15 protein-coding genes and 1 riboswitch are annotated in these 17,003 nt (G+C 71.0%); of the genes, 4 read left to right on the forward strand and 11 right to left on the reverse strand.

Features of this window, described 5'->3' with window-relative positions:
• The first annotated feature begins 75 nt into the window (after positions 1–75).
• Positions 76–1,317, forward strand: a complete 1,242-nt coding sequence (locus ACZ7J0_RS05500) for a glycosyltransferase 87 family protein (RefSeq protein WP_470884288.1) — start codon at positions 76–78, stop codon at positions 1,315–1,317.
• On the opposite strand, the gene ACZ7J0_RS05505 is transcribed toward ACZ7J0_RS05500, so the two are convergent.
• A complete protein-coding gene (locus ACZ7J0_RS05505; protein ID WP_470884290.1) occupies positions 1,281–2,600 on the reverse strand; it encodes an MATE family efflux transporter in 1,320 nt (439 codons plus the stop codon). The genes ACZ7J0_RS05500 and ACZ7J0_RS05505 overlap by 37 nt on opposite strands.
• Positions 2,601–2,676: 76 nt before the next feature.
• Here ACZ7J0_RS05505 and ACZ7J0_RS05510 point away from each other — a divergent pair, with 76 nt between their 5' ends.
• Positions 2,677–3,201, forward strand: coding sequence for a PadR family transcriptional regulator (locus ACZ7J0_RS05510; protein ID WP_470884292.1), 525 nt, complete (start codon positions 2,677–2,679; stop codon positions 3,199–3,201).
• 132 nt (positions 3,202–3,333) lie between these two features.
• Here the strand turns inward: ACZ7J0_RS05510 and ACZ7J0_RS05515 are convergent, their stop codons facing one another.
• The 5 genes from ACZ7J0_RS05515 to ACZ7J0_RS05535 all read right to left on the reverse strand — a co-directional run bounded on the left by ACZ7J0_RS05515 (position 3,334) and on the right by ACZ7J0_RS05535 (position 8,837).
• Complete coding sequence (locus ACZ7J0_RS05515) at positions 3,334–4,560, reverse strand: hypothetical protein (protein WP_470884294.1); 1,227 nt, start codon at positions 4,558–4,560, stop codon at positions 3,334–3,336.
• Between the two features lie 16 nt (positions 4,561–4,576).
• On the reverse strand, positions 4,577–5,611 hold the full coding sequence (locus tag ACZ7J0_RS05520; RefSeq protein WP_470884295.1) for a C40 family peptidase: 1,035 nt from the start codon (positions 5,609–5,611) through the stop codon (positions 4,577–4,579).
• A gap of 204 nt (positions 5,612–5,815) precedes the next feature.
• Positions 5,816–6,844, reverse strand: a complete 1,029-nt coding sequence (locus ACZ7J0_RS05525) for a C40 family peptidase (protein ID WP_470884297.1) — start codon at positions 6,842–6,844, stop codon at positions 5,816–5,818.
• A 318-nt stretch (positions 6,845–7,162) separates the two neighbouring features.
• The gene (locus ACZ7J0_RS05530; protein WP_470884299.1) at positions 7,163–8,527 is read right to left on the reverse strand and encodes an NYN domain-containing protein; all 1,365 of its coding nucleotides are present in this window, start codon (positions 8,525–8,527) and stop codon (positions 7,163–7,165) included.
• Between the two features lie 67 nt (positions 8,528–8,594).
• The gene (locus ACZ7J0_RS05535; protein WP_468705051.1) at positions 8,595–8,837 is read right to left on the reverse strand and encodes a hypothetical protein; all 243 of its coding nucleotides are present in this window, start codon (positions 8,835–8,837) and stop codon (positions 8,595–8,597) included.
• Between the two features lie 196 nt (positions 8,838–9,033).
• Between ACZ7J0_RS05535 and ACZ7J0_RS05540 the strand changes: the two genes are divergently transcribed.
• Entirely contained in the window at positions 9,034–9,771 is a 738-nt protein-coding gene (locus ACZ7J0_RS05540; RefSeq protein ID WP_470884301.1) for a rhomboid family intramembrane serine protease, read from the forward strand.
• Positions 9,768–10,049, forward strand: a complete 282-nt coding sequence (locus ACZ7J0_RS05545; protein ID WP_470884303.1) for an Lrp/AsnC family transcriptional regulator — start codon at positions 9,768–9,770, stop codon at positions 10,047–10,049. The genes ACZ7J0_RS05540 and ACZ7J0_RS05545 overlap by 4 nt, the downstream gene beginning before the upstream one ends.
• 364 nt (positions 10,050–10,413) lie before the next feature.
• Here ACZ7J0_RS05545 and ACZ7J0_RS05550 read toward each other — a convergent pair whose 3' ends face one another.
• From ACZ7J0_RS05550 to qcrC, 5 genes are all read right to left on the reverse strand, one after another.
• The gene (locus tag ACZ7J0_RS05550; protein WP_470884305.1) at positions 10,414–11,820 is read right to left on the reverse strand and encodes an aminotransferase class V-fold PLP-dependent enzyme; all 1,407 of its coding nucleotides are present in this window, start codon (positions 11,818–11,820) and stop codon (positions 10,414–10,416) included.
• A 220-nt stretch (positions 11,821–12,040) separates the two neighbouring features.
• Positions 12,041–12,158, reverse strand: a riboswitch (SAM riboswitch).
• 91 nt (positions 12,159–12,249) lie between these two features.
• A complete protein-coding gene (trpD, locus tag ACZ7J0_RS05555) occupies positions 12,250–13,314 on the reverse strand; it encodes an anthranilate phosphoribosyltransferase (RefSeq protein WP_470884307.1) in 1,065 nt (354 codons plus the stop codon).
• Between the two features lie 147 nt (positions 13,315–13,461).
• Entirely contained in the window at positions 13,462–15,090 is a 1,629-nt protein-coding gene (gene qcrB / locus ACZ7J0_RS05560) for a cytochrome bc1 complex cytochrome b subunit (protein ID WP_470884308.1), read from the reverse strand.
• The gene (gene qcrA, locus ACZ7J0_RS05565) at positions 15,087–16,139 is read right to left on the reverse strand and encodes a cytochrome bc1 complex Rieske iron-sulfur subunit (protein ID WP_470884310.1); all 1,053 of its coding nucleotides are present in this window, start codon (positions 16,137–16,139) and stop codon (positions 15,087–15,089) included. Before qcrA ends, qcrB begins: the two co-directional genes overlap by 4 nt.
• Entirely contained in the window at positions 16,136–16,945 is an 810-nt protein-coding gene (gene qcrC / locus ACZ7J0_RS05570; RefSeq protein WP_470884312.1) for a cytochrome bc1 complex diheme cytochrome c subunit, read from the reverse strand. Before qcrC ends, qcrA begins: the two co-directional genes overlap by 4 nt.
• Between the last annotated feature and the right edge of the window lie 58 nt (positions 16,946–17,003).

Raw genomic sequence — 17,003 nt, forward strand, 5'->3', positions numbered from 1 at the left:
CCCACGCGATGGCCCGGGCACAACCCGCCCGACGTCGCGACACCCGGGACCACGGATGAAGAGGACGAGGTAGGCATGACCGGCGCAACGGGCATAAGACCGCTGTTGGTGTGGGCCCTCACCAGGGCCATCCTGCTCCTGTGCGTCTTCAAGGTCCTCGTCGTGCCGGGCCCGGATGTGACCAGCGACATCTCGGTGATCTACCAGGGCTGGTACGAGGTACTCAAGACCGGCACCTATCCGTTGGACGACGTCACCTGGCAGTACCCGCCGGCCGCCGCGGCCGCCGTGCTCTCGCCCGCCCTGCTGCCGTTCCTCGACTACGCCTCCGCGTTCTTCGTCCTGGCCTTCCTCTGCGACGTGCTCGTCTTCGCGCTGCTGATGTACACGGCGAAACGTCCCGGCCGGTCGATGCGGGGCGCCTGGATCTGGATCGTGGGCGTCCCGCTGCTCGGACCGACCTCGTACGCCCGGTACGACCTGATGGTCACCGCGCTCGCCGTGGCGGCGCTGCTCGCCGCGGGGCGCAGCCCGCGCGTGCTGGGCTTTCTCACCGGCGTGGGCGCGATGCTGAAGGTCTGGCCGGTGCTCCTGCTCGCGGGCACCCCGCGCGGCCGCGCGACCTTCCGCTCCTGGTCCACGGCGGCGGGCACGGCTGCCGGACTGCTGCTGCTGTGCACCGCGGCCATGCCGGGCGCGCTGGCGTTCCTGACCTTCCAGCGCGACCGGGGCACCGAGGTGGAGTCGCTCGGCTCGCTGGTCTTCCACGTGGCGCGCCATCTCGGCTGGGAGGGGCGGGTGCTGCTCAACTACGGCTCGGTCGAGTTCCTCGGGCCGTACGTCCCGCTGGTCAGCACGGCCGCGCTGGCGCTGACCGTGGGCGCCTTCGGCTGGCTGCTGCTGTGGCGGGTCAGGGCGCGGGCGTTCGGGCCGACGACGGTGTGCGACGCGGCGTTCGTGGCCGTGCTGCTGTTCACCACCACCAGCCGGGTGATCAGCCCCCAGTACATGATCTGGCTCGTCGGCCTGGCCGCCGTGTGCCTGATCCACCGGTCGAGCAGGATGCGGCGGCCGGCGCATCTGGTGGTGGCCGCGACCGCGGTGACCCAGTTCGAGTTCCCGGTCTGGTTCTCTCATGTGGTGGACAGCGACCCGCTGGGTCTGGCGCTGCTGCTGCTGCGCAACGGACTCCTCGTCGCCGCCTCGCTGGCGGCCTGCCGGGTGCTGTGGCAGCAGACCGTCGCCGAGCCGCGGACCCGCCTGGAGGAGCGGGTGCCGGCTCAGCCGACCCGCGACAGGAGCCTGCTCGGCTCCTGACGACCGGTGCGCCGGTACAGCACCCCGAGCGCCGCGCACTGCGCCGCCATGGCCAGACCCGTCGCGAGGCAGATCCCGGGCAGACCGAGGCCCGACAGGGCGTACGCGAGCGGGAGTTGGACGAGGACCCCGGCGATGGTGATCCTGGCCGGCACCGCGCTGCCGCCGGTGCCCTCGAAGACACCGGCGAGGCCGATGAAGCAGGCGAGCAGGACGAGGTAGGGGCCGAGGCAGCGCAGGAAAACGGTGCCCGCCGCGGCCACGTCGGGCCCGGCGCCGAAGGCGCGCATCACCCAGGGGGCGCCGGTCAACAGCAGCCCCGCGGCCACCACGCCCAGGGTGCCCGAGACGCGCAGGGCCTCGCGGCCGACGGCGCGCCGCTCGTCGCGGCCCGAGCCCAGCAGATGGGCGGTGTGGATCGCGGCGGCCTGGCGGACGGAGTAGAAGGCCATGGTGGCCACGTACATGGCCTTGGTGGCGACGCCGTAGGCGGCGACCGTGGTGGTGCCGAGCCGCGCGACGACCGCGACCAGGGCGAGCGCCCCCGCCATCCGGGCGACGAAGTCGACGGACATGGGCAGTCCGGTGACGGCCGTACGGCGCAGGGCCGCGGGTGTGCTCTCGGTGGGCGGCGCCTGGGTGGCGGCGCGCAGCAGTGGGTTGCGGCGCAGGACGACCAGTCCGGCCGCAAGCGCGGCACAGCGGCCGGTCACCGTGGCGACGGCGGCGCCCTGGACTCCGTACTGGTGGATCAGCAGCGGGTCGAGCACCAGGATCAGGCCGTTGGCGAGGAAGGCGAGACGCATCGGGCTGCGGGTGTCGCCCGCGCCCTTGAGGATGCCGTCGAGGACGTTCGTGGCGAAGAAGACCGCCATGCCGGGCAGTGACACCGCGAAGTAGTCGGCGGCGAGGCCCACGGCGGTCGGGTCGGCGCCTCCGAGGACCAGACGGGCGAGGGGTTCTCGCAGGAGGAGGCCCCCGATCGCGACGGGCGGCACGACGAGCGCGCAGAGTGCCCAGCCACCGCGAACGGCGGCCCGTACGGCTCCTGGGCTCGCGGCGCCCCGGGCGCGGGCGACGAGCACGGTGGTGCCTGACCCGGCCATGAGGATCACGCCGAGCAGCAGGTTCTCCCCATTGGTCGCGACGGCGACGGAGGCGAGGGCGGCCCCGCCGAGGCGGGCGACCCAGACCATGTTGATGACGCCGGCGGCGACGCCGGCGAGCAGCTCGAAGTAGACCGGAAAAGCGAGCGAGACGAGCCGTTTGCGGTGAGACACCACGATCCCCCATTACCTCGATTCGAGATATCTCTAAAAGAGGTAGCATGGCGGCGACGGTCGAGACAAGGAGAGACGCTTGCTGGAGCTGACGATCCTGGGCTTCCTCTACGAAGGCCCGCTGCACGGCTACGAGTTGAAGGAGCGCATCCACGGGCTGAGCGGCCATGTGCGCCCCGTGAGCGACGGGGCGCTCTACCCCGCGATCACCCGTCTCGTGAAGGCCGGTCTGCTGACCCAGCACACCGAGGCGGGCCGGGGGGCGGCCCCCCGCCGCACGCTCTCCCTCACGGACGCGGGCCGTGAGGAGCTGCTGAACCGGCTGCGCGCCCCCAAGGACGCCGAGATCACCGACGGCCAGCGCTTCTTCACCCTGCTGGCCTTCCTCGGCCACCTGCCGGACCGGGTGGAGCAGGCGGCCGTCCTGCGCCGCCGTCAGGAGTTCCTGCACACCCCGGCGAGCTTCTTCTACCGCGACGGCGCGCCGGTCCGCGCCGAGGACGAAGGGGACCTGTTCCGCCAGGGCATGCTCCGCATCGCCCGCGCGACGGGCACGGCGGAGAAGAAGTGGCTGACGGAGGCGATCGCGTCCCTGGAGGCGTGAGCGGGGCGGGGCGCGAGCGGGACGATTCCGCGCACCGGGCCGGTTCCCGCGCACCGGGCCGGAGCGGCTCCGCAAGCCCTGGCCGGGGCCCCGACTGGGGGTTCCGCGAGGCCGAGGAGTCGCCGAGGCCCCTCAGCCCAGTCGGTCCCGCAGATACTCCCGCCACCTCGCCGTGAACGCCTCCGGTGTCGTCGACAGGACGGTGTGCAGCGCCTTCTCCACCGCCCCCGCGCGGCTTCGGTGCGTTCCCACCTCCCGGTAGAACGCCGTCAGTCGCGCCTCGCCCCACTGCTCGGCGATCAGCTCGCACGCCATCCAGCCGCTCTCGTACGCGCGGGCCAGGGCGTCCGCGTCACCGCCGAAGGCGAAGTCCTTGTCCGTGGGCAGCGCCGCCGGGGTCTCGCCCGACTGGACCGCCGCCCGCAGCTCGGGGGCGGTCTGGACCGCGCTGCGCCCACTGCCCCGGTAGGCGACCCAGTCCGCGAACCCCTCCGAGAGCCACATGGGGGTCGCGCCGGAGGTGGAGGCGCGGGTGGCCACATGGACCGTCTCGTGGGTGAGCACCACACGCTGTCCGAAGCCCCCGAGGACCGCGTACGCCTCGGGGTTGACGATCACCCGGTCCGCGGGCGCGTCCGGCGCCCCGCCGGTCTCCCCGGTCGTGACCGCGGCGATGCCGCGATACCCGGCCGCCGGCGCCCCCAGCAAGCCGCCCATCGCCTCGAGCGAGGCCGGCACCAGCACGACCACGCGTCCCGCCCACGTCCGCGGCCAGCCCGCCGACACCGCGGGGACCGCCTCGTCCGCCACCGCCGCGATCCCGCGCAGCCGTTCGGCGCTCTGGCCGACGCCGAGGACCAGGCTGTGCCGTCCCCGTACGACCTCGATGTCCCCCTGCTGCCAGAGCTGCTGCGGGGAGTTCTCGCCCGGCCGGTCGGCGGTCACGTACCAGCGGCCGTCCCGCCGGGCCAGGCCGAGGACGCGCCCGACCGTCACCGGACCGGTGTCGTAGCCCTTGATGCGGTAACTCAGTTCGGCCCGGGCGGTGACGCGGTCACCGGTCCGCTCCACCTCGGTGAGCCGGTACGACCACGAACTCAGCGGCACGTCCGCGAGGTTCGACAGCTCCTTCGCGCCGGACGCCCGCAGGGCCGGCGCCGCCGGGTCGAGGGCGGCCAGATAGCGGTCCGGATCGTGAGAGAGGACGGCGGCCGCGCGCCGGTCCAGCAGTGCCTGGATCTCGCGGGTGCCGGTGTCCTGCGGCACCGAGGGAGCCGCGCAGCCGGCCACGCCGACGAGGAGGAGCGACAGGCACACGCCCGCGCACCGCCGCACCACTCCACGCCCCTGGCCTGCCACGCCTCCGATCGTACGGTCAGACGCGGGTCACCGTGGCGCCCGGCATCATCCCCACGGGGTCGTACCGCACGGCCGCGCCGGGATAGGGCGCGTGGATCACCTGTCCGTTACCCGCGTACATGCCCACGTGGCTGGCGTCGTTGCGGTACGTCACCAGGTCACCCGGCCGCGCCTCCGACAGCGGCACCTGCCGCCCCGCGTACCGCTGGGCCTGCGAGGTCCGGGGCAGACCGACCCCCGCTTGCCGGTAGGACCACACCATCAGGCCGGAACAGTCGAAGCCGGACGGGCCGGTGGCGCCCCACACATAGGGCTTGCCGAGGGCCTGCCGCGCGGCCATCACGGCGGCGGCGCCCCGGGCCGATGCCGCGGGCGAGTCGGAGAGCGGGGGCAGGAAGCCGTCCCGCCCGGACCGGGACGCCCGGTCGAAGGCCTCGCGCTCGGGGGTGGGCAACGCGTCGAGCAGCCGCCGCGCCTCGGCGAGCTTGCCCTCGACGGTCCGCTTGTGGCGGGCGACTTCGGCGCGGCTGCGCTCCAGCTCGGCGAGGGTACGCCCGGCCTCGGTCCGCTGCTGGCCCAGGCGCCGCTGCTCCGCGCGGAGTTCCTGCAGCGCGCCTGCCTGCCGGGCGGTGATCCGGTCGAGGACCGAGGCGCGCTCGAGGTAGTCGTCCGGCTCGGAGGAGAGCAGCAGCGCGAGCGCCGGGTCGATGCCGCCCGAGCGGTACTGCGCGCCCGCGAGCGAACCGAGCGCGCCCCGCATCCGGTTGATCCGCTCCTGTCCGCGCGCCAGGCCGTCCTGCGCCTGGGCGACCCGCTCGCGCAGCATGTCGGCGCGCTCGTCGGCCTTGTTGAAGTTCTCGGTGGCCTTCTCGGCCTCCTCGAAGAGCCGGTCGACACCGGCCTTGGTGGCCTCGGCCGTGTCGCGGGGGTCCGCGGTCGCCGGTACGGCGCCGAGGGCCGCGGCGGCCGTGGCCGCGGCGGCGGACAGAACGGTGACCTTCGCGCTCCGGGAAAGACCCGATGTCGGCGAGGGCCGACGATGGGACGCCACTGACCGCGCTCCCTTCAGCAGTACAGGCTGGTGCGCCGCAGACAGTAGCCGTTGACCAGGGCCTCACCAACGAGGGTCGCGGGCACGCACAGTGACGCCCCGCCGGAGACCACAGGTCACCAGCGGGGCGTCACGTCAGCGAAGGGTGCGGTAATTCGCCCGATTGGGCGTCGGGTCCGCAGGTGTCGGAACGGGCCGGACGGGTCAGATGCGTACGCCGAACTGGAACGTACCCATGTAGTCCATCTTCTCGTAGCGCACCGAAGCGCCCGGGTGGGGCGCGTGCAGGATCGTGTTGTTGCCCGCGTAGAGAGCCACGTGCGACAGGCTGTTGAAGAAGACCAGGTCGCCGGGCTTGAGCTGGCTGCGGCCTATCTTCACGCCGTCGTTCTGCTGGGTGTAGGTGGTCCGGGAGATCCCCACCCCGGCCTGGCGGTACGCCCACTGCGTAAGACCCGAGCAGTCGTACGAGTTGGGGCCCTCGGCGCCGGAGACGTACGGCTTGCCGATCTGGGTGGCGGCGGCCGAGAGCGCGGCGCCGCCGCGCTGCGAGGCCGGGACCTCGTTGCCGAGTTCGATCCGGTCGCCGGCGTCGCGGCTGGCGCGCTGCTCGGCGTCGCGCATCTTCGCGCGCTCGGCGGCGGTCAGGGTGTTGAGGAGCTTCTGGGCCTCGGCGAGCTTGCCCTGGAAGGCCTTCTTCTTCTCGCCGAGCGTCTTGCGGACGTCCTCGAGGTCGGCGAGCTTGGCGGTCGCCTCGGCGCGCTGCTGGGCGAGCGTCCGCTGCTTGGCCTGGATGGACTGGAGCACCTCGGTCTGCTTGGCACCGAGCTGGTCGATCGCGGACGCCTTGTCGAGGTAGGTGTCCGGGTCGGAGGAGAGGAAGAGCTGGATCGCCGGGTCGATGCCGCCGGAGCGGTACTGCGCGCTGGCCACCGAACCGATGCTGTCGCGCATGGTGTTGAGCTCGGCCTGGCCGCGGGCGACCTTGTCCTGGAGCGCGCTGACTTCCTTCTGCAGCTTCTCGCGTCGTTCGTCGGCCAGGTTGTACTGCTCCGTGGCCTCTTCCGCCTCGTGGTTGAGCTTGTCGACCTTGGACTTGACCTCGTCCTTGCTCGGCTTGGGGGCGGCCTGAGCTCCGGTCTGGGCGGTCAGGGCGACAGCCGCGGCGGCGGTCACGCCGAGCACGGTCACACGGGTGCGGCTCGGCTGCTTGGGACGACGGTGGGACGCCACGAAGGCGAGCTCCTTCTTCCTCAGCCGCCTACCGGGCCGTTGGGGTCGATGCCCCGGCTCCGCGCAAGGTGTCCGGCACCCCCCGTAATCGGGCCGAACTGCACGAATTAGGCGGTTCCTTCACTGCCATCCCGGATGGATGATCAACCGCGCGAAGGTTTGAGCCCTGACCCTAGTGACCATCTTGTGATCAGTTCAAATCCTCATGCGAAAAATCTTGCTCAGGCGACACATTATTTCCGCACATCACACGCGTAGTAATGAGCACTTGACGTTACGTTTCCTCAATTCGGGCATTAGGCCCACGAGTTACGAATGTCAGGATGCGCGCGAAAGCCGCTTCAGCAACAAGGCGGACGCGACAGGCCGGGCTCCGGCCTTGGCCACACCGTCGGCGACCTCACGGTCGGTGGAGACGACCACCACGGGCCGGCCCGGCGGCTCCGCCCGTACCAGCTGGCGGATCAGCTCGTCCGCCGTCACACCCGGCTTGGAGAACAGCACCCGCACCCCGCGCGGCGGCGCGAGCAGGACGGGAGCGGCCAGTTCGGCCCCGTCGAAGACACAGGTGACCTCGGCGCCCGAGCGGGCCGCCAGCGCCGAGAGACCACCGAGCAGCCGCAGCCGCTGCTTCTCCAGGGGCATCGTCGGATAGCCGGTCTTGGTGACGTTGTAGCCGTCCACGACCAGATGCGCCTGGGGCAGCGCCAGCAGCTGGTCGAGCAGGGCGGGGTCCGTCTCGGACAGGGCGCGCGCGGCGATGTCCTTGGGCGACATCCGGCCCGGTTCGACGGCGTCGACCGTGTCGGCGGGATGGACGGAGACGGGCGGCAGGGCCAGCTCCCGGCGCAGCCCCTGGGCCGCGTCCAGGACGGTGTCCAGGAGCAGTCGCAGGCGCATCTCCTCGACCGAGCGCCCCTCACGGGCGGCCCGGCGGCTGGTTTCCAGAGCGGCCTCGACCTCGCCCAGGCGGGCCTTGAGGCGGCGCGTCTCGCTCTCCGCGGCGGACACGTGCGACGCGGCCTCCGCCTTGATGGCGTCGATGTCGGCGTGGGTGCGGCGCAGGGCGGCCTCTCCCCGCTTCACGTCGCTCACAGCGCTGCGCAGCTTGCGCTGAAGCGATTCGGCCTCCTTGCGCGCCGCCTCCAGCTCCGTACGCAACTGCTCGGTCTCGCTGCGGGTCTGCGTCCGGGCCTCGGCGAGCTCCTGGCGCAGCCGCTCCAGCTCCCGCCGGCCCGCCTCGTCGGCGCGCTCGGCGTCCGCCCGCAGGGCCTCCTCGCCCGCCGCGGCGACCAGCTTGACCCAGCCGGCCGGACGCAGCACATAGGCGGTCGCGGCCACATCGACGGGGTCGGCGGCCGCGGGCGGGGAACCGGCCTCGACGGCCCCCGTCAGCTCCGGCTGCGCCTCCTTGAGCCGCTCGCCGATCCGCTGGCGGAACAGCGGGTCACTCTCCAGCGCGGCCGCCATCGCGTTTCCCGCGAACTTGGCCCGGCGAGTCGGGGTGAAACGGGCGTACTGGCGCAGCGGCGGCGGCAGTTCGGCGACGGTCAGACCGCCGAAGGCGTCCGAGACCAGCGCGACGACCCGCCGCCGTACGCCTTCCGGCAGCGGGCGGTCGAGCGCCTCGGCGGCGTCGTCGGCCCGGCCGGCCGGCTCACCACCGCTTTCCGGCTGCTCCACGATCCGTCACCCCACTACCCGTCCTCGTCCTACCGGGCCGCTTCCCCGGATTCCCGCAGGAATCCCCTCAGGAGGCGGAGCCCGGCCTGTCCACCAGTTCGATCTGGTCCACCGCGTTGCACCAGCGGCAACGGACCGACTCGATGGTCTCACTGACCACCTCGCGCTCCTCCACTGTCGGCTCACCGGCCAGGTCCAGATGGACGTACTCGACGACCTTCGACGAGCGGGTCACGTCGAAGCGGGTCAGATTGCCGCAGAGCGTGCAGCGCCAGCGGGTCTCGGCGGTCGGCTGTGGAACCGTCGTCATCGGTCCGTCCTCTTTCATGGTGCGCTCGTACCAGGTGCGGGAGCCGCGGTGCGCCGTCGAACTGCGGATGTACTGCCCGTAACCCTACGGGCATGGGGGTCCCCCCTGCTCACGCGGAGCGGAGGTTGGGGGAGGGTACCCGTTGGCGCGGCGAGGCACTCTGTCCGGCTCGGTCCGGTTACGCCATGATCTGTTCATGATCGATCATCGGGGAATCGACTGGCGACGCCTGGCCCGGAGCGTGGTGGACGGGCCCACCGTCACCTACGGCCTCATCGGCGCCTGCTGTCTGATCTTCCTGGTGAGCCCGGCGTCCGGACTCAATCCGGGGTACGGCACCGGCGACGCGCTGCTGGCGGCTCAGGACGACTACTTCCGGCGGTGGGGCGTGGTGCCGGCGGAGCTGCTGGGCGGCGACCCGAGGGCGCTTCTGACTCCCCTCACCGCTCTCTTCGTCCATGGCAACTGGCTGCACCTCCTCGGCAACATGCTCTTCCTCCATGTCTTCGGAGCGATGGCCGAGGAACGGATGGGTGCGGCGCGGTTCGCGCTCTTCTGCCTGGGCTGCGGCTATCTCGCGCTCCTGGCGTACGCGGTGGCCCACGCCTCGTCCGAGCAGACCCTCGTCGGGGCGTCCGGCGCGATCTCGGGCATCCTCGGCGCCTTCCTGCGCCTCTTCCCGAAGGCCCGGGTGACGAGCCTCTTCCCGTTCCTCTTCTTCCTGCCGCTGCGCTTTCCCGCATGGATCGTGCTGGTCTTCTGGTTCGTCCTCCAGTGGCTGGCCGCCCGCAGCGCCGGGACGGGGCCGGGTGTGGCCTATCTGGCGCATCTGGTGGGCTTCGGGCTGGGCTTCCTCTACGCCTGGGGACGGCTCCGGGGTGGGGCTAGAGTGAAGGCCCAAGCCGCGGCGACCGAGGGAGAAAGCCAGCCGTGATCACCGCGATCGTGCTCATCAAGACCAGCGTGGACCGGATCCCCGAGATCGCCGAGTCCATCGCCGCGCTGGACAGCGTCAGCGAGGTGTTCTCCGTCACCGGCACGTACGACCTGATCGCCATGGTGCGGGTGGCCAAGCACGACGATCTGGCGGACGTCATCCCGGGCATGATCAGCAAAATCCCGGGCGTCGAGGCGACGGACACGCATGTCGCGTTCCGCACGTACTCGCAGCACGACCTGGAAGCGGCGTTCGCGCTCGGCCTCGACGCGTAGCCCTCGGGCGGGCGGCGGACCGGATGGGGCGGGTCCCACACCCTGCGGTCCGGGCCCCCGCGCGGGCGCTGCAGGTGGGAGCACCGGACGGCGTCATGCCGCCCGCTCCCCCGCGCATCGTGCGGACAGATCCACGGGGGCCGGACGCCGACGGCGCGGCACCCCCGCGGGAAGGCCCGCACCCTGCCCACGCCTCCCGCACGGGCGGGGCGGACGGGAGGCACCGGGCGGGCGGCAGGCCGACCCGCCGTACACCGGGTGCGGACGCCGACGGCGGGAAGCACCCACCGGGAGACCCGCACCTCCGCGTACGCCCCCGCCGCCGCGGCCGTTCACTCGGACGGGGGACCCGGCTCCGTGGGGTTCAGCCGCGGGCAGGGACGCAACGGCCGTCCTCCGTGCGGTAGTTCCACTTCGCGCCCTCCCGCACCAGCTCCTTGACCGCGCCCACGAACCGCTCCACGTGCTCGTTCGGCGTGCCCGCCCCGAAGCTCACGCGGATCGCGTTCAGCGCCGGGGCACCGCCCGGCTCCGCTTCCGGCGCCCCGCACTCGCCGATGTCCTGCGGGTCGCTGCCCAGCAGCGTCCGGACCAGCGGGTGGGCGCAGAAGAGGCCGTCGCGGACGCCGATTCCGTACTCCGCCGAGAGCGCGGCGGCGAAGTGCGAGCTGTTCCACCCCTCGACGACGAACGAGATGACGCCCACGCGCGGCGCGTCGTCGCCGAAGAGCGAGAGGACCCTGACCTCCGGGACCTCGGCGAGCCCCTCGCGGACCTTCGCGATCAGGTGCTGTTCGCGCGCCACGAGCCCGTCGAAGCCGGCCTCGGTCAGCGCCCTGCAGGCGGAGGCGAGGGAGTACACCCCGATGACGTTCGGCGAACCGGCCTCGTGCCGGGCCGCGGTCGTGTGCCACTCGACGTCGACGCCCCCGTCCGTCCGCCGCGCCACCTTGCGCGACGCGCCACCGCCCGCGAGGTACGGCTCGGCGCTCTGCAGCCAGTCCGCACGGCCCGCGAGGACTCCCGAGCCGAACGGCGCGTACAGCTTGTGCCCGGAGAAGGCGACCCAGTCGACGTCCAACTCGGCGATGTCGACGGGGTGGTGAGGCGCGAGCTGCGCCGCGTCGAGGACGATCCGGGCGCCGTGCGCGTGCGCGGCGGCGGCCAGTTCCCGTACCGGCCACAGTTCACCGGTGACGTTGGACGCTCCGGTGACACAGACCAGCGCGGGGCCGTACGGGTCACGGTCGGCCAGCGCCCGCTCCAGCGTCTCCACCGCCTGGCCGGGCGTGCGGGGGGCGTTGAGGTAGGTCACCCGCGCGTCCTGCCACGGCAGGAGGGAGGCATGGTGCTCGGTCTCGAAGACGAAGACCTGGCAGTCGGCCGGGAGGGCGGCGGCCAGCAGGTTCAGGGAGTCGGTCGTCGACCGGGTGAAGACGACCTGGTCGCCCGGGCGGCAGCCGAGGAACTCCGCGACCGTGACACGGCTGTTCTCGAACAGGTCGGTGGAGAGCTGCGAGAGGTACCCGGCGCCCCGGTGCACGCTGCCGTAGTAGGGGGCGTACGCGGCGACGTCGTCCCACACCCGCTGGAGGGCCGGGGCGCTGGCGGCGTAGTCGAGCGCGGCGTAGGTGACCTCGCCACCCGTCACGAGCGGCACGGTGACATCGCGGCCGAGGACGGGCAGCGGCGCGGCGCAGCAGGGGTCACCGGCGTCGGCGGAGCAAGAGGAGGAGGTCGTGGAAGTGGCGGCGTTCGGGTACGCGGACATGGCGGTATCTCCCGGCAGGAATGGTGAACGGCTTCAGGAACCCGCGCGGCAGATCAACGGCCGTGCCGCATACGGGGGTTGCCTCAACACACGGCCGAGTCGCCGCATGGAGGGTGTGCTGAAGAAGGGGCTTGTGAAGCCCTATCGCATTCGCTTGCTCACGAGACTGCTCCCTTGAGGACCAGGACCCCAGGGGCTGTGACATCGAACGATGTCCAGGGGCCCGCGCTTGCCGTAGACCTTGCTGCCTACGGCCTGGTCTTCACCCGGGGCACCCCGCCACGGACGGAGGGTTGCCGGACAGCGAGCCGGGGCCGTAATCGCTGTCACTCATGACCTTGGGGAGCATCTTGCCATACGAGAGGAAACGCGCAAGGCGCGGTCCAGAATCTGGACCGCGCCCCTACGCGCACAGCACTCCGCGTTTCCTCAGGCGTTGCTCGCCGCCACCCAGCGCTCCAGCGCCGCACGGGCCGCCCCCGAGTCGATCGACTCGGCGGCCTTCGCCATCCCCGCCCTGATCTGCTCCGCCAGCGGCGCGTCCGTCGGGGCGAGCGCGACCAGCGCCGCGGCCGAGTTGAGCAGCACCGCGTCCCGTACCGGCCCGGCCTCCCCGGAGAGCAGCCTGCGGGCCACATCCGCGTTGTACGACGCGTCGGCGCCGCGCAGCGCTTCCACCGGCACGAGCTCGATGCCGACGTCTCTCGGGTCGAACGCCTCCTCGCGCACCGCCCCGTCCCGCACCACCCATACGCGTGACGTGGCCGTCGTCGTCAGCTCGTCCAGGCCGTCGTCGCCACGGAAGATCAGCGCGCTGGAACCGCGCTCGGCGAGCACCCCGGCCATGATCGGCGCCATCCGCTCGTCGGCGACACCGGTGGCCTGCGCCTTGACCCGGGCCGGGTTGGTGAGGGGCCCGAGGAAGTTGAAGGTGGTCCGGATGCCGAGTTCCTTGCGGGCCGCCGCGACATGGCGCAGGGCCGGGTGGAACTTCACGGCGAAGCAGAACGTGATCCCGGCTTCCTCGGCGACCTCGGCGACCCGCGCCGGCGTCAGCTCCAGATTGACGCCGAGCTTTTCCAGTACGTCCGAGGCGCCGGAGGCCGAGGAGGCGGCACGGTTGCCGTGCTTGACGACCTTGGCCCCGGTGCCGGCCACGACGATCGCGGACATCGTGGAGATGTTGACGGTCTTGGCGCCGTCGCCGCCGGTGCCGACGATGTCGACGCTGGGGCCGGGCACCTCGATGGTGCGGGCGTGCTGGTACATGGTGCGTACGAGCCCGGAGATCTCCTCGACGGTCTCGCCCTTGGCCCGCAGCGCCACCGCGAAACCGGCGATCTGGGCGTCGGTGGCCTCGCCGCGCAGGATGCGGTCCATGGCCCAGGCGGTGTCCTCGGCGCTCTGGTCGCGCCCGGTGAGCAGTCCCTCCAGTACGGCCGGCCAGGAGCGGCCCGCCGTGGTAGGTCCTCCAGCGGGGGTCACAGCGCTCATGGTCGCTCCTGGGTCCATACGGATAAGGGTGTCTCCACCCTATCGAGCGCGGGGGACGGCAAAGAGCCCCGTCCAGCGAATGGACGGGGCTCCTGCCGTGGCGACCTTTGGGGGTCCCCCCGGGGCGAAGCCCCAGGGGGAAGGTGATCAGTGGTGGCCGTGGCCGCTGGTGATCTCCTGGTACTCCTCGGCGGTGGGCTTGGCGATCTGACTGTCCTCGCCGTAGTAGCTCTTGTTGAGCTTGACCCGCAGCTTCTCCGTGCGCGAGATCTTGCGCTCCACACCGTTCTCGTCGACCGTCGGGCCGAGCTCGGCGGGCGCGTACTGCTCGTGCGCGGTGAGCTTGTACCGGTCGCCCTCGCTGAGCGGCTCGTGGACCTCCACGAACTCGCCGTGCGGCAGCCGCTTGATGATGCCGGACTCGCGTCCGTGCAGCACCTTGTCGTGGTCACGCCGCTGCAGACCCAGGCAGATCCGCTTGGTGACGATGAACGCGATGACCGGCCCGGCGATGAAGAAGATCCGGACGAACCAGGTGATCGAGTTGATCGACAGATGGAGGTGGGTGGCCCAGAGGTCGTTTCCACCACCGATCAGCATGATCATGTACGCCGCGATCCACGCGACACCGAACGCGGTGCGGGTCGGCGCGTTGCGCGGGCGCTGGGCGATGTGGTGCTCGCGCTTGTCACCCGTGATCCAGGACTCGATGAACGGGTAGACCCCCATCGCGCCCAGCACCAGCGGGAAGAGCACCAGCGGGATCATCACGCCCAGGACGAGCGTGTGGCCCCAGAGGTTGATCTCCCAGCCCGGCATGAAGCGGATCAGACCCTCGGCGAAGCCCATGTACCAGTCGGGCTGGGCGCCGGTGGACACCTGGTCCGGACGGTACGGACCCATGGCCCAGATCGGGTTGATCTGCGCGATGGCCGCGATGACCGCGATGACACCGAAGACCAGGAAGAAGAAGCCTCCGGCCTTGGCCATGTAGACCGGCATCAGCGGCATGCCGACGACGTTCTTGTTCGTACGGCCCGGGCCCTGGAAGTGCGTGTGCTTGTGGACGAACACCAGGATGAGGTGGGCGACCACCAGACCGAGCATGAGGCCCGGCAGCAGCAGGATGTGCGCCGAGTAGAACCGGCCCACGAAGTCGCCACCGGGGAACTCTCCCCCGAAGAGGAACATCGAGATGTAGGTGCCCACGATCGGCATGGACAGGATCGCGCCCTGCGTGAACCGGACACCGGTGCCGGAGAGCAGGTCGTCCGGGAGCGAGTAACCGGTGAAGCCGGTGAACATGCCCAGGAAGAACAGCAGGAAGCCGAACAGCCAGTTGATCTCACGCGGCTTGCGGAACGCGCCCGTGAAGAAGACGCGCATCATGTGCACGAACATCGCGGCGAGGAAGATCAGCGCCGCCCAGTGGTGGATCTGCCGGATGAGCAGACCACCGCGGACGTCGAAGCTGATGTGCATCGTCGAGTTGAACGCCTCGGACATCAGCTGACCCTGCAGCGGGATGTAGCTGCCGTGGTACTCCACCTCGTTCATCGACGGGTGGAAGAACAGCGTCAGATACACACCCGTGAGGATGATGACGAGGAAGCTGTACAGCGCGATCTCACCGAGCATGAAGGACCAGTGGTCCGGGAAGATCTTGCGCATGTTGGCCTTGGCGAGGCTGTAGATGCCCAGCCGTCCGTCGGCCCAGTCGGCGACCCGCTCGCCCGCGGGTGCCTTCTTGTTGCTTGATTCGTTCACGGTGCTCATCCGCGCTCCCAGAAGGCAGGGCCGACGGGCTCTTCGAAGTCGCCGAGCGCCTCGAGGAAGCCCTTGTCGTTCACGCCGATCCGCAGCTGCGGCAGCGCGTGGCCGGCCGGGCCGAAGATGACGCGGGCGCCGTCGGACAGGTCGAAGGTGGACTGGTGGCACGGGCAGAGCACGTGGTGCGTCTGCTGCTCGTACAGCGAGATCGGGCAGCCCACGTGGGTGCAGATCTTCGAGAAGGCGACGATGCCCTGGTGCGACCAGTCGAGCTCGCGCTTGTCCTTGATGTCCTCCGGCTGAAGCCGGACGATCATCAGGGCGGCCTTGGCGATCTCGTTCTGGAAGCTGTGGTCGTGCTCCGAGAGGCCCTCGGGCATCGCGAACGTCAGCGAACCGACGGCGACGTCCTCGGGACGCAGCGGCTCATGCGTGTTCATGTTGATGAGCTGCTTGCCCTTGGCCCACAGGGTCTTGCGGAGCTTCTCCTCCGGCAGCGGACCCATGTCGCGCAGCAGCACCACACCGGAGAGCGGCACCAGCGCCAGCGCACCGAACATCGTGTTGCGGATCAGCTTGCGCCGACCCAGCGCGGACTCGGTGGCACCGGCCGCGAAGTCGGCCATGACCTTGGCCTTGACCTCGGGCGACGCGGCGATCGGGTGACGATCGTCGGACATCTCCACGTCGGACATCAGGGTGCGGGCCCAGTGGACCGCGCCCGCGCCGATGAAGAAGAGAGCGAGTCCGAGGGTCCATCCCAGCGCGAAGTTGAGCGCGCTCACCCGGCCGAACGGCCAGATGTACACGATCTGGTCGACCGGGAAGATCACGTACGAGGCGATGAAGCCGACGGTGGCCAGCATCGACAGCGTGAACATGAAGGCGACCGCTCGCTCGGACCGCTTGGCGGCCCGCTCGTCGATGTCCTGTATGCGCGGCTTGTGGGCCGGGAGGCCCGGGTCCGCGAACGGGTCGTCCGCGACCTTCACCGCGCCGTGCGCGGTCTCCTGCTCAGCGGGCAGGTTCTCTTCTGGAATCTCTTGGGTACTCATGACTTCTTGGCCTTAGCGGTGTGGGCCGCGACCCAAATGGCAACTGCGATCAGTGCGCCCAGCCCGAAGATCCAGGCGAACAGGCCCTCGGGGACCGGTCCGAGACCACCCAGCGTCAGACCGCCGGGGTTCTTGGACTGCTCGCCGTTGACGGCCTTGACGTACGCGATGATGTCCTTCTTCTCCTTCTCCGGCATGGTCGTGTCCGGGAAGGAGGGCATGTTCTGCGGGCCGGTCTGCATGGCCTCGTAGAGGTGCTTCGGGCTCACGCCTTCGAGGCTCGGGGCGTACTTGCCGTGCGTCAGCGCGCCGCCCTCACCGGTGAAGTTGTGGCACTGGGCGCAGTTGGAGCGGAACAGGTCGCCACCCTTGGCGATGTCCGCGCCGTCGGGGCTGTACTGCCCCTCGGTCGGCGTGATCGGGCCGGCGCCGAGAGAGGCGACGTACGCGGCGAGCTGATCGATCTCGGCCTGCGTGTAGATGACCTTCTTCTTCGGCACCTGGGCGCCCGGCTGCTGCGCCGGCATGCGGCCGGTGCCGACCTGGAAGTCCACGGCTGCGGAGCCGACGCCGACCAGGCTCGGGCCGTCAGTGGTCCCCTGACCGCTGACTCCGTGGCAGCTGCCGCAGCCGACGGAGTAGAGCTTCTTGCCCTCCTCGATGGCAAGGGACTGGGCGGTCTCGTCGGCCTTCGCCGTGCCCGCAGGTGCGAACGCGGCGTACAGCCCCCCGGTGGCCGCCAGCGCGAGGAGTAGGACGACGACCGCCGCCAGCGGATGGCGTCGTCGTGCGGAGAGCTTTTTCACGGATTACCCCGGTGTCAGGATCTTCTGCGTCGATGCTTGCTGGATGTGCCGGACTTCG

The sequence above is a fragment of the Streptomyces sp. NPDC038280 genome, from assembly GCF_055600045.1.

What these genes read in the sequence shown, in the direction of transcription:
- ACZ7J0_RS05500 (WP_470884288.1), top strand. Translation starts at nt 76, where the DNA reads ATGACCGGCGCAACGGGCATAAGACCGCTGTTGGTGTGGGCCCTCACC.
- ACZ7J0_RS05535 (WP_468705051.1), bottom strand. Translation starts at nt 8,837, where the DNA reads ATGACGACGGTTCCACAGCCGACCGCCGAGACCCGCTGGCGCTGCACG.
- ACZ7J0_RS05540 (WP_470884301.1), top strand. Translation starts at nt 9,034, where the DNA reads ATGATCGATCATCGGGGAATCGACTGGCGACGCCTGGCCCGGAGCGTG.
- ACZ7J0_RS05550 (WP_470884305.1), bottom strand. Translation starts at nt 11,820, where the DNA reads ATGTCCGCGTACCCGAACGCCGCCACTTCCACGACCTCCTCCTCTTGC.
- trpD (WP_470884307.1), bottom strand. Translation starts at nt 13,314, where the DNA reads ATGAGCGCTGTGACCCCCGCTGGAGGACCTACCACGGCGGGCCGCTCC.
- qcrB (WP_470884308.1), bottom strand. Translation starts at nt 15,090, where the DNA reads ATGAGCACCGTGAACGAATCAAGCAACAAGAAGGCACCCGCGGGCGAG.
- qcrA (WP_470884310.1), bottom strand. Translation starts at nt 16,139, where the DNA reads ATGAGTACCCAAGAGATTCCAGAAGAGAACCTGCCCGCTGAGCAGGAG.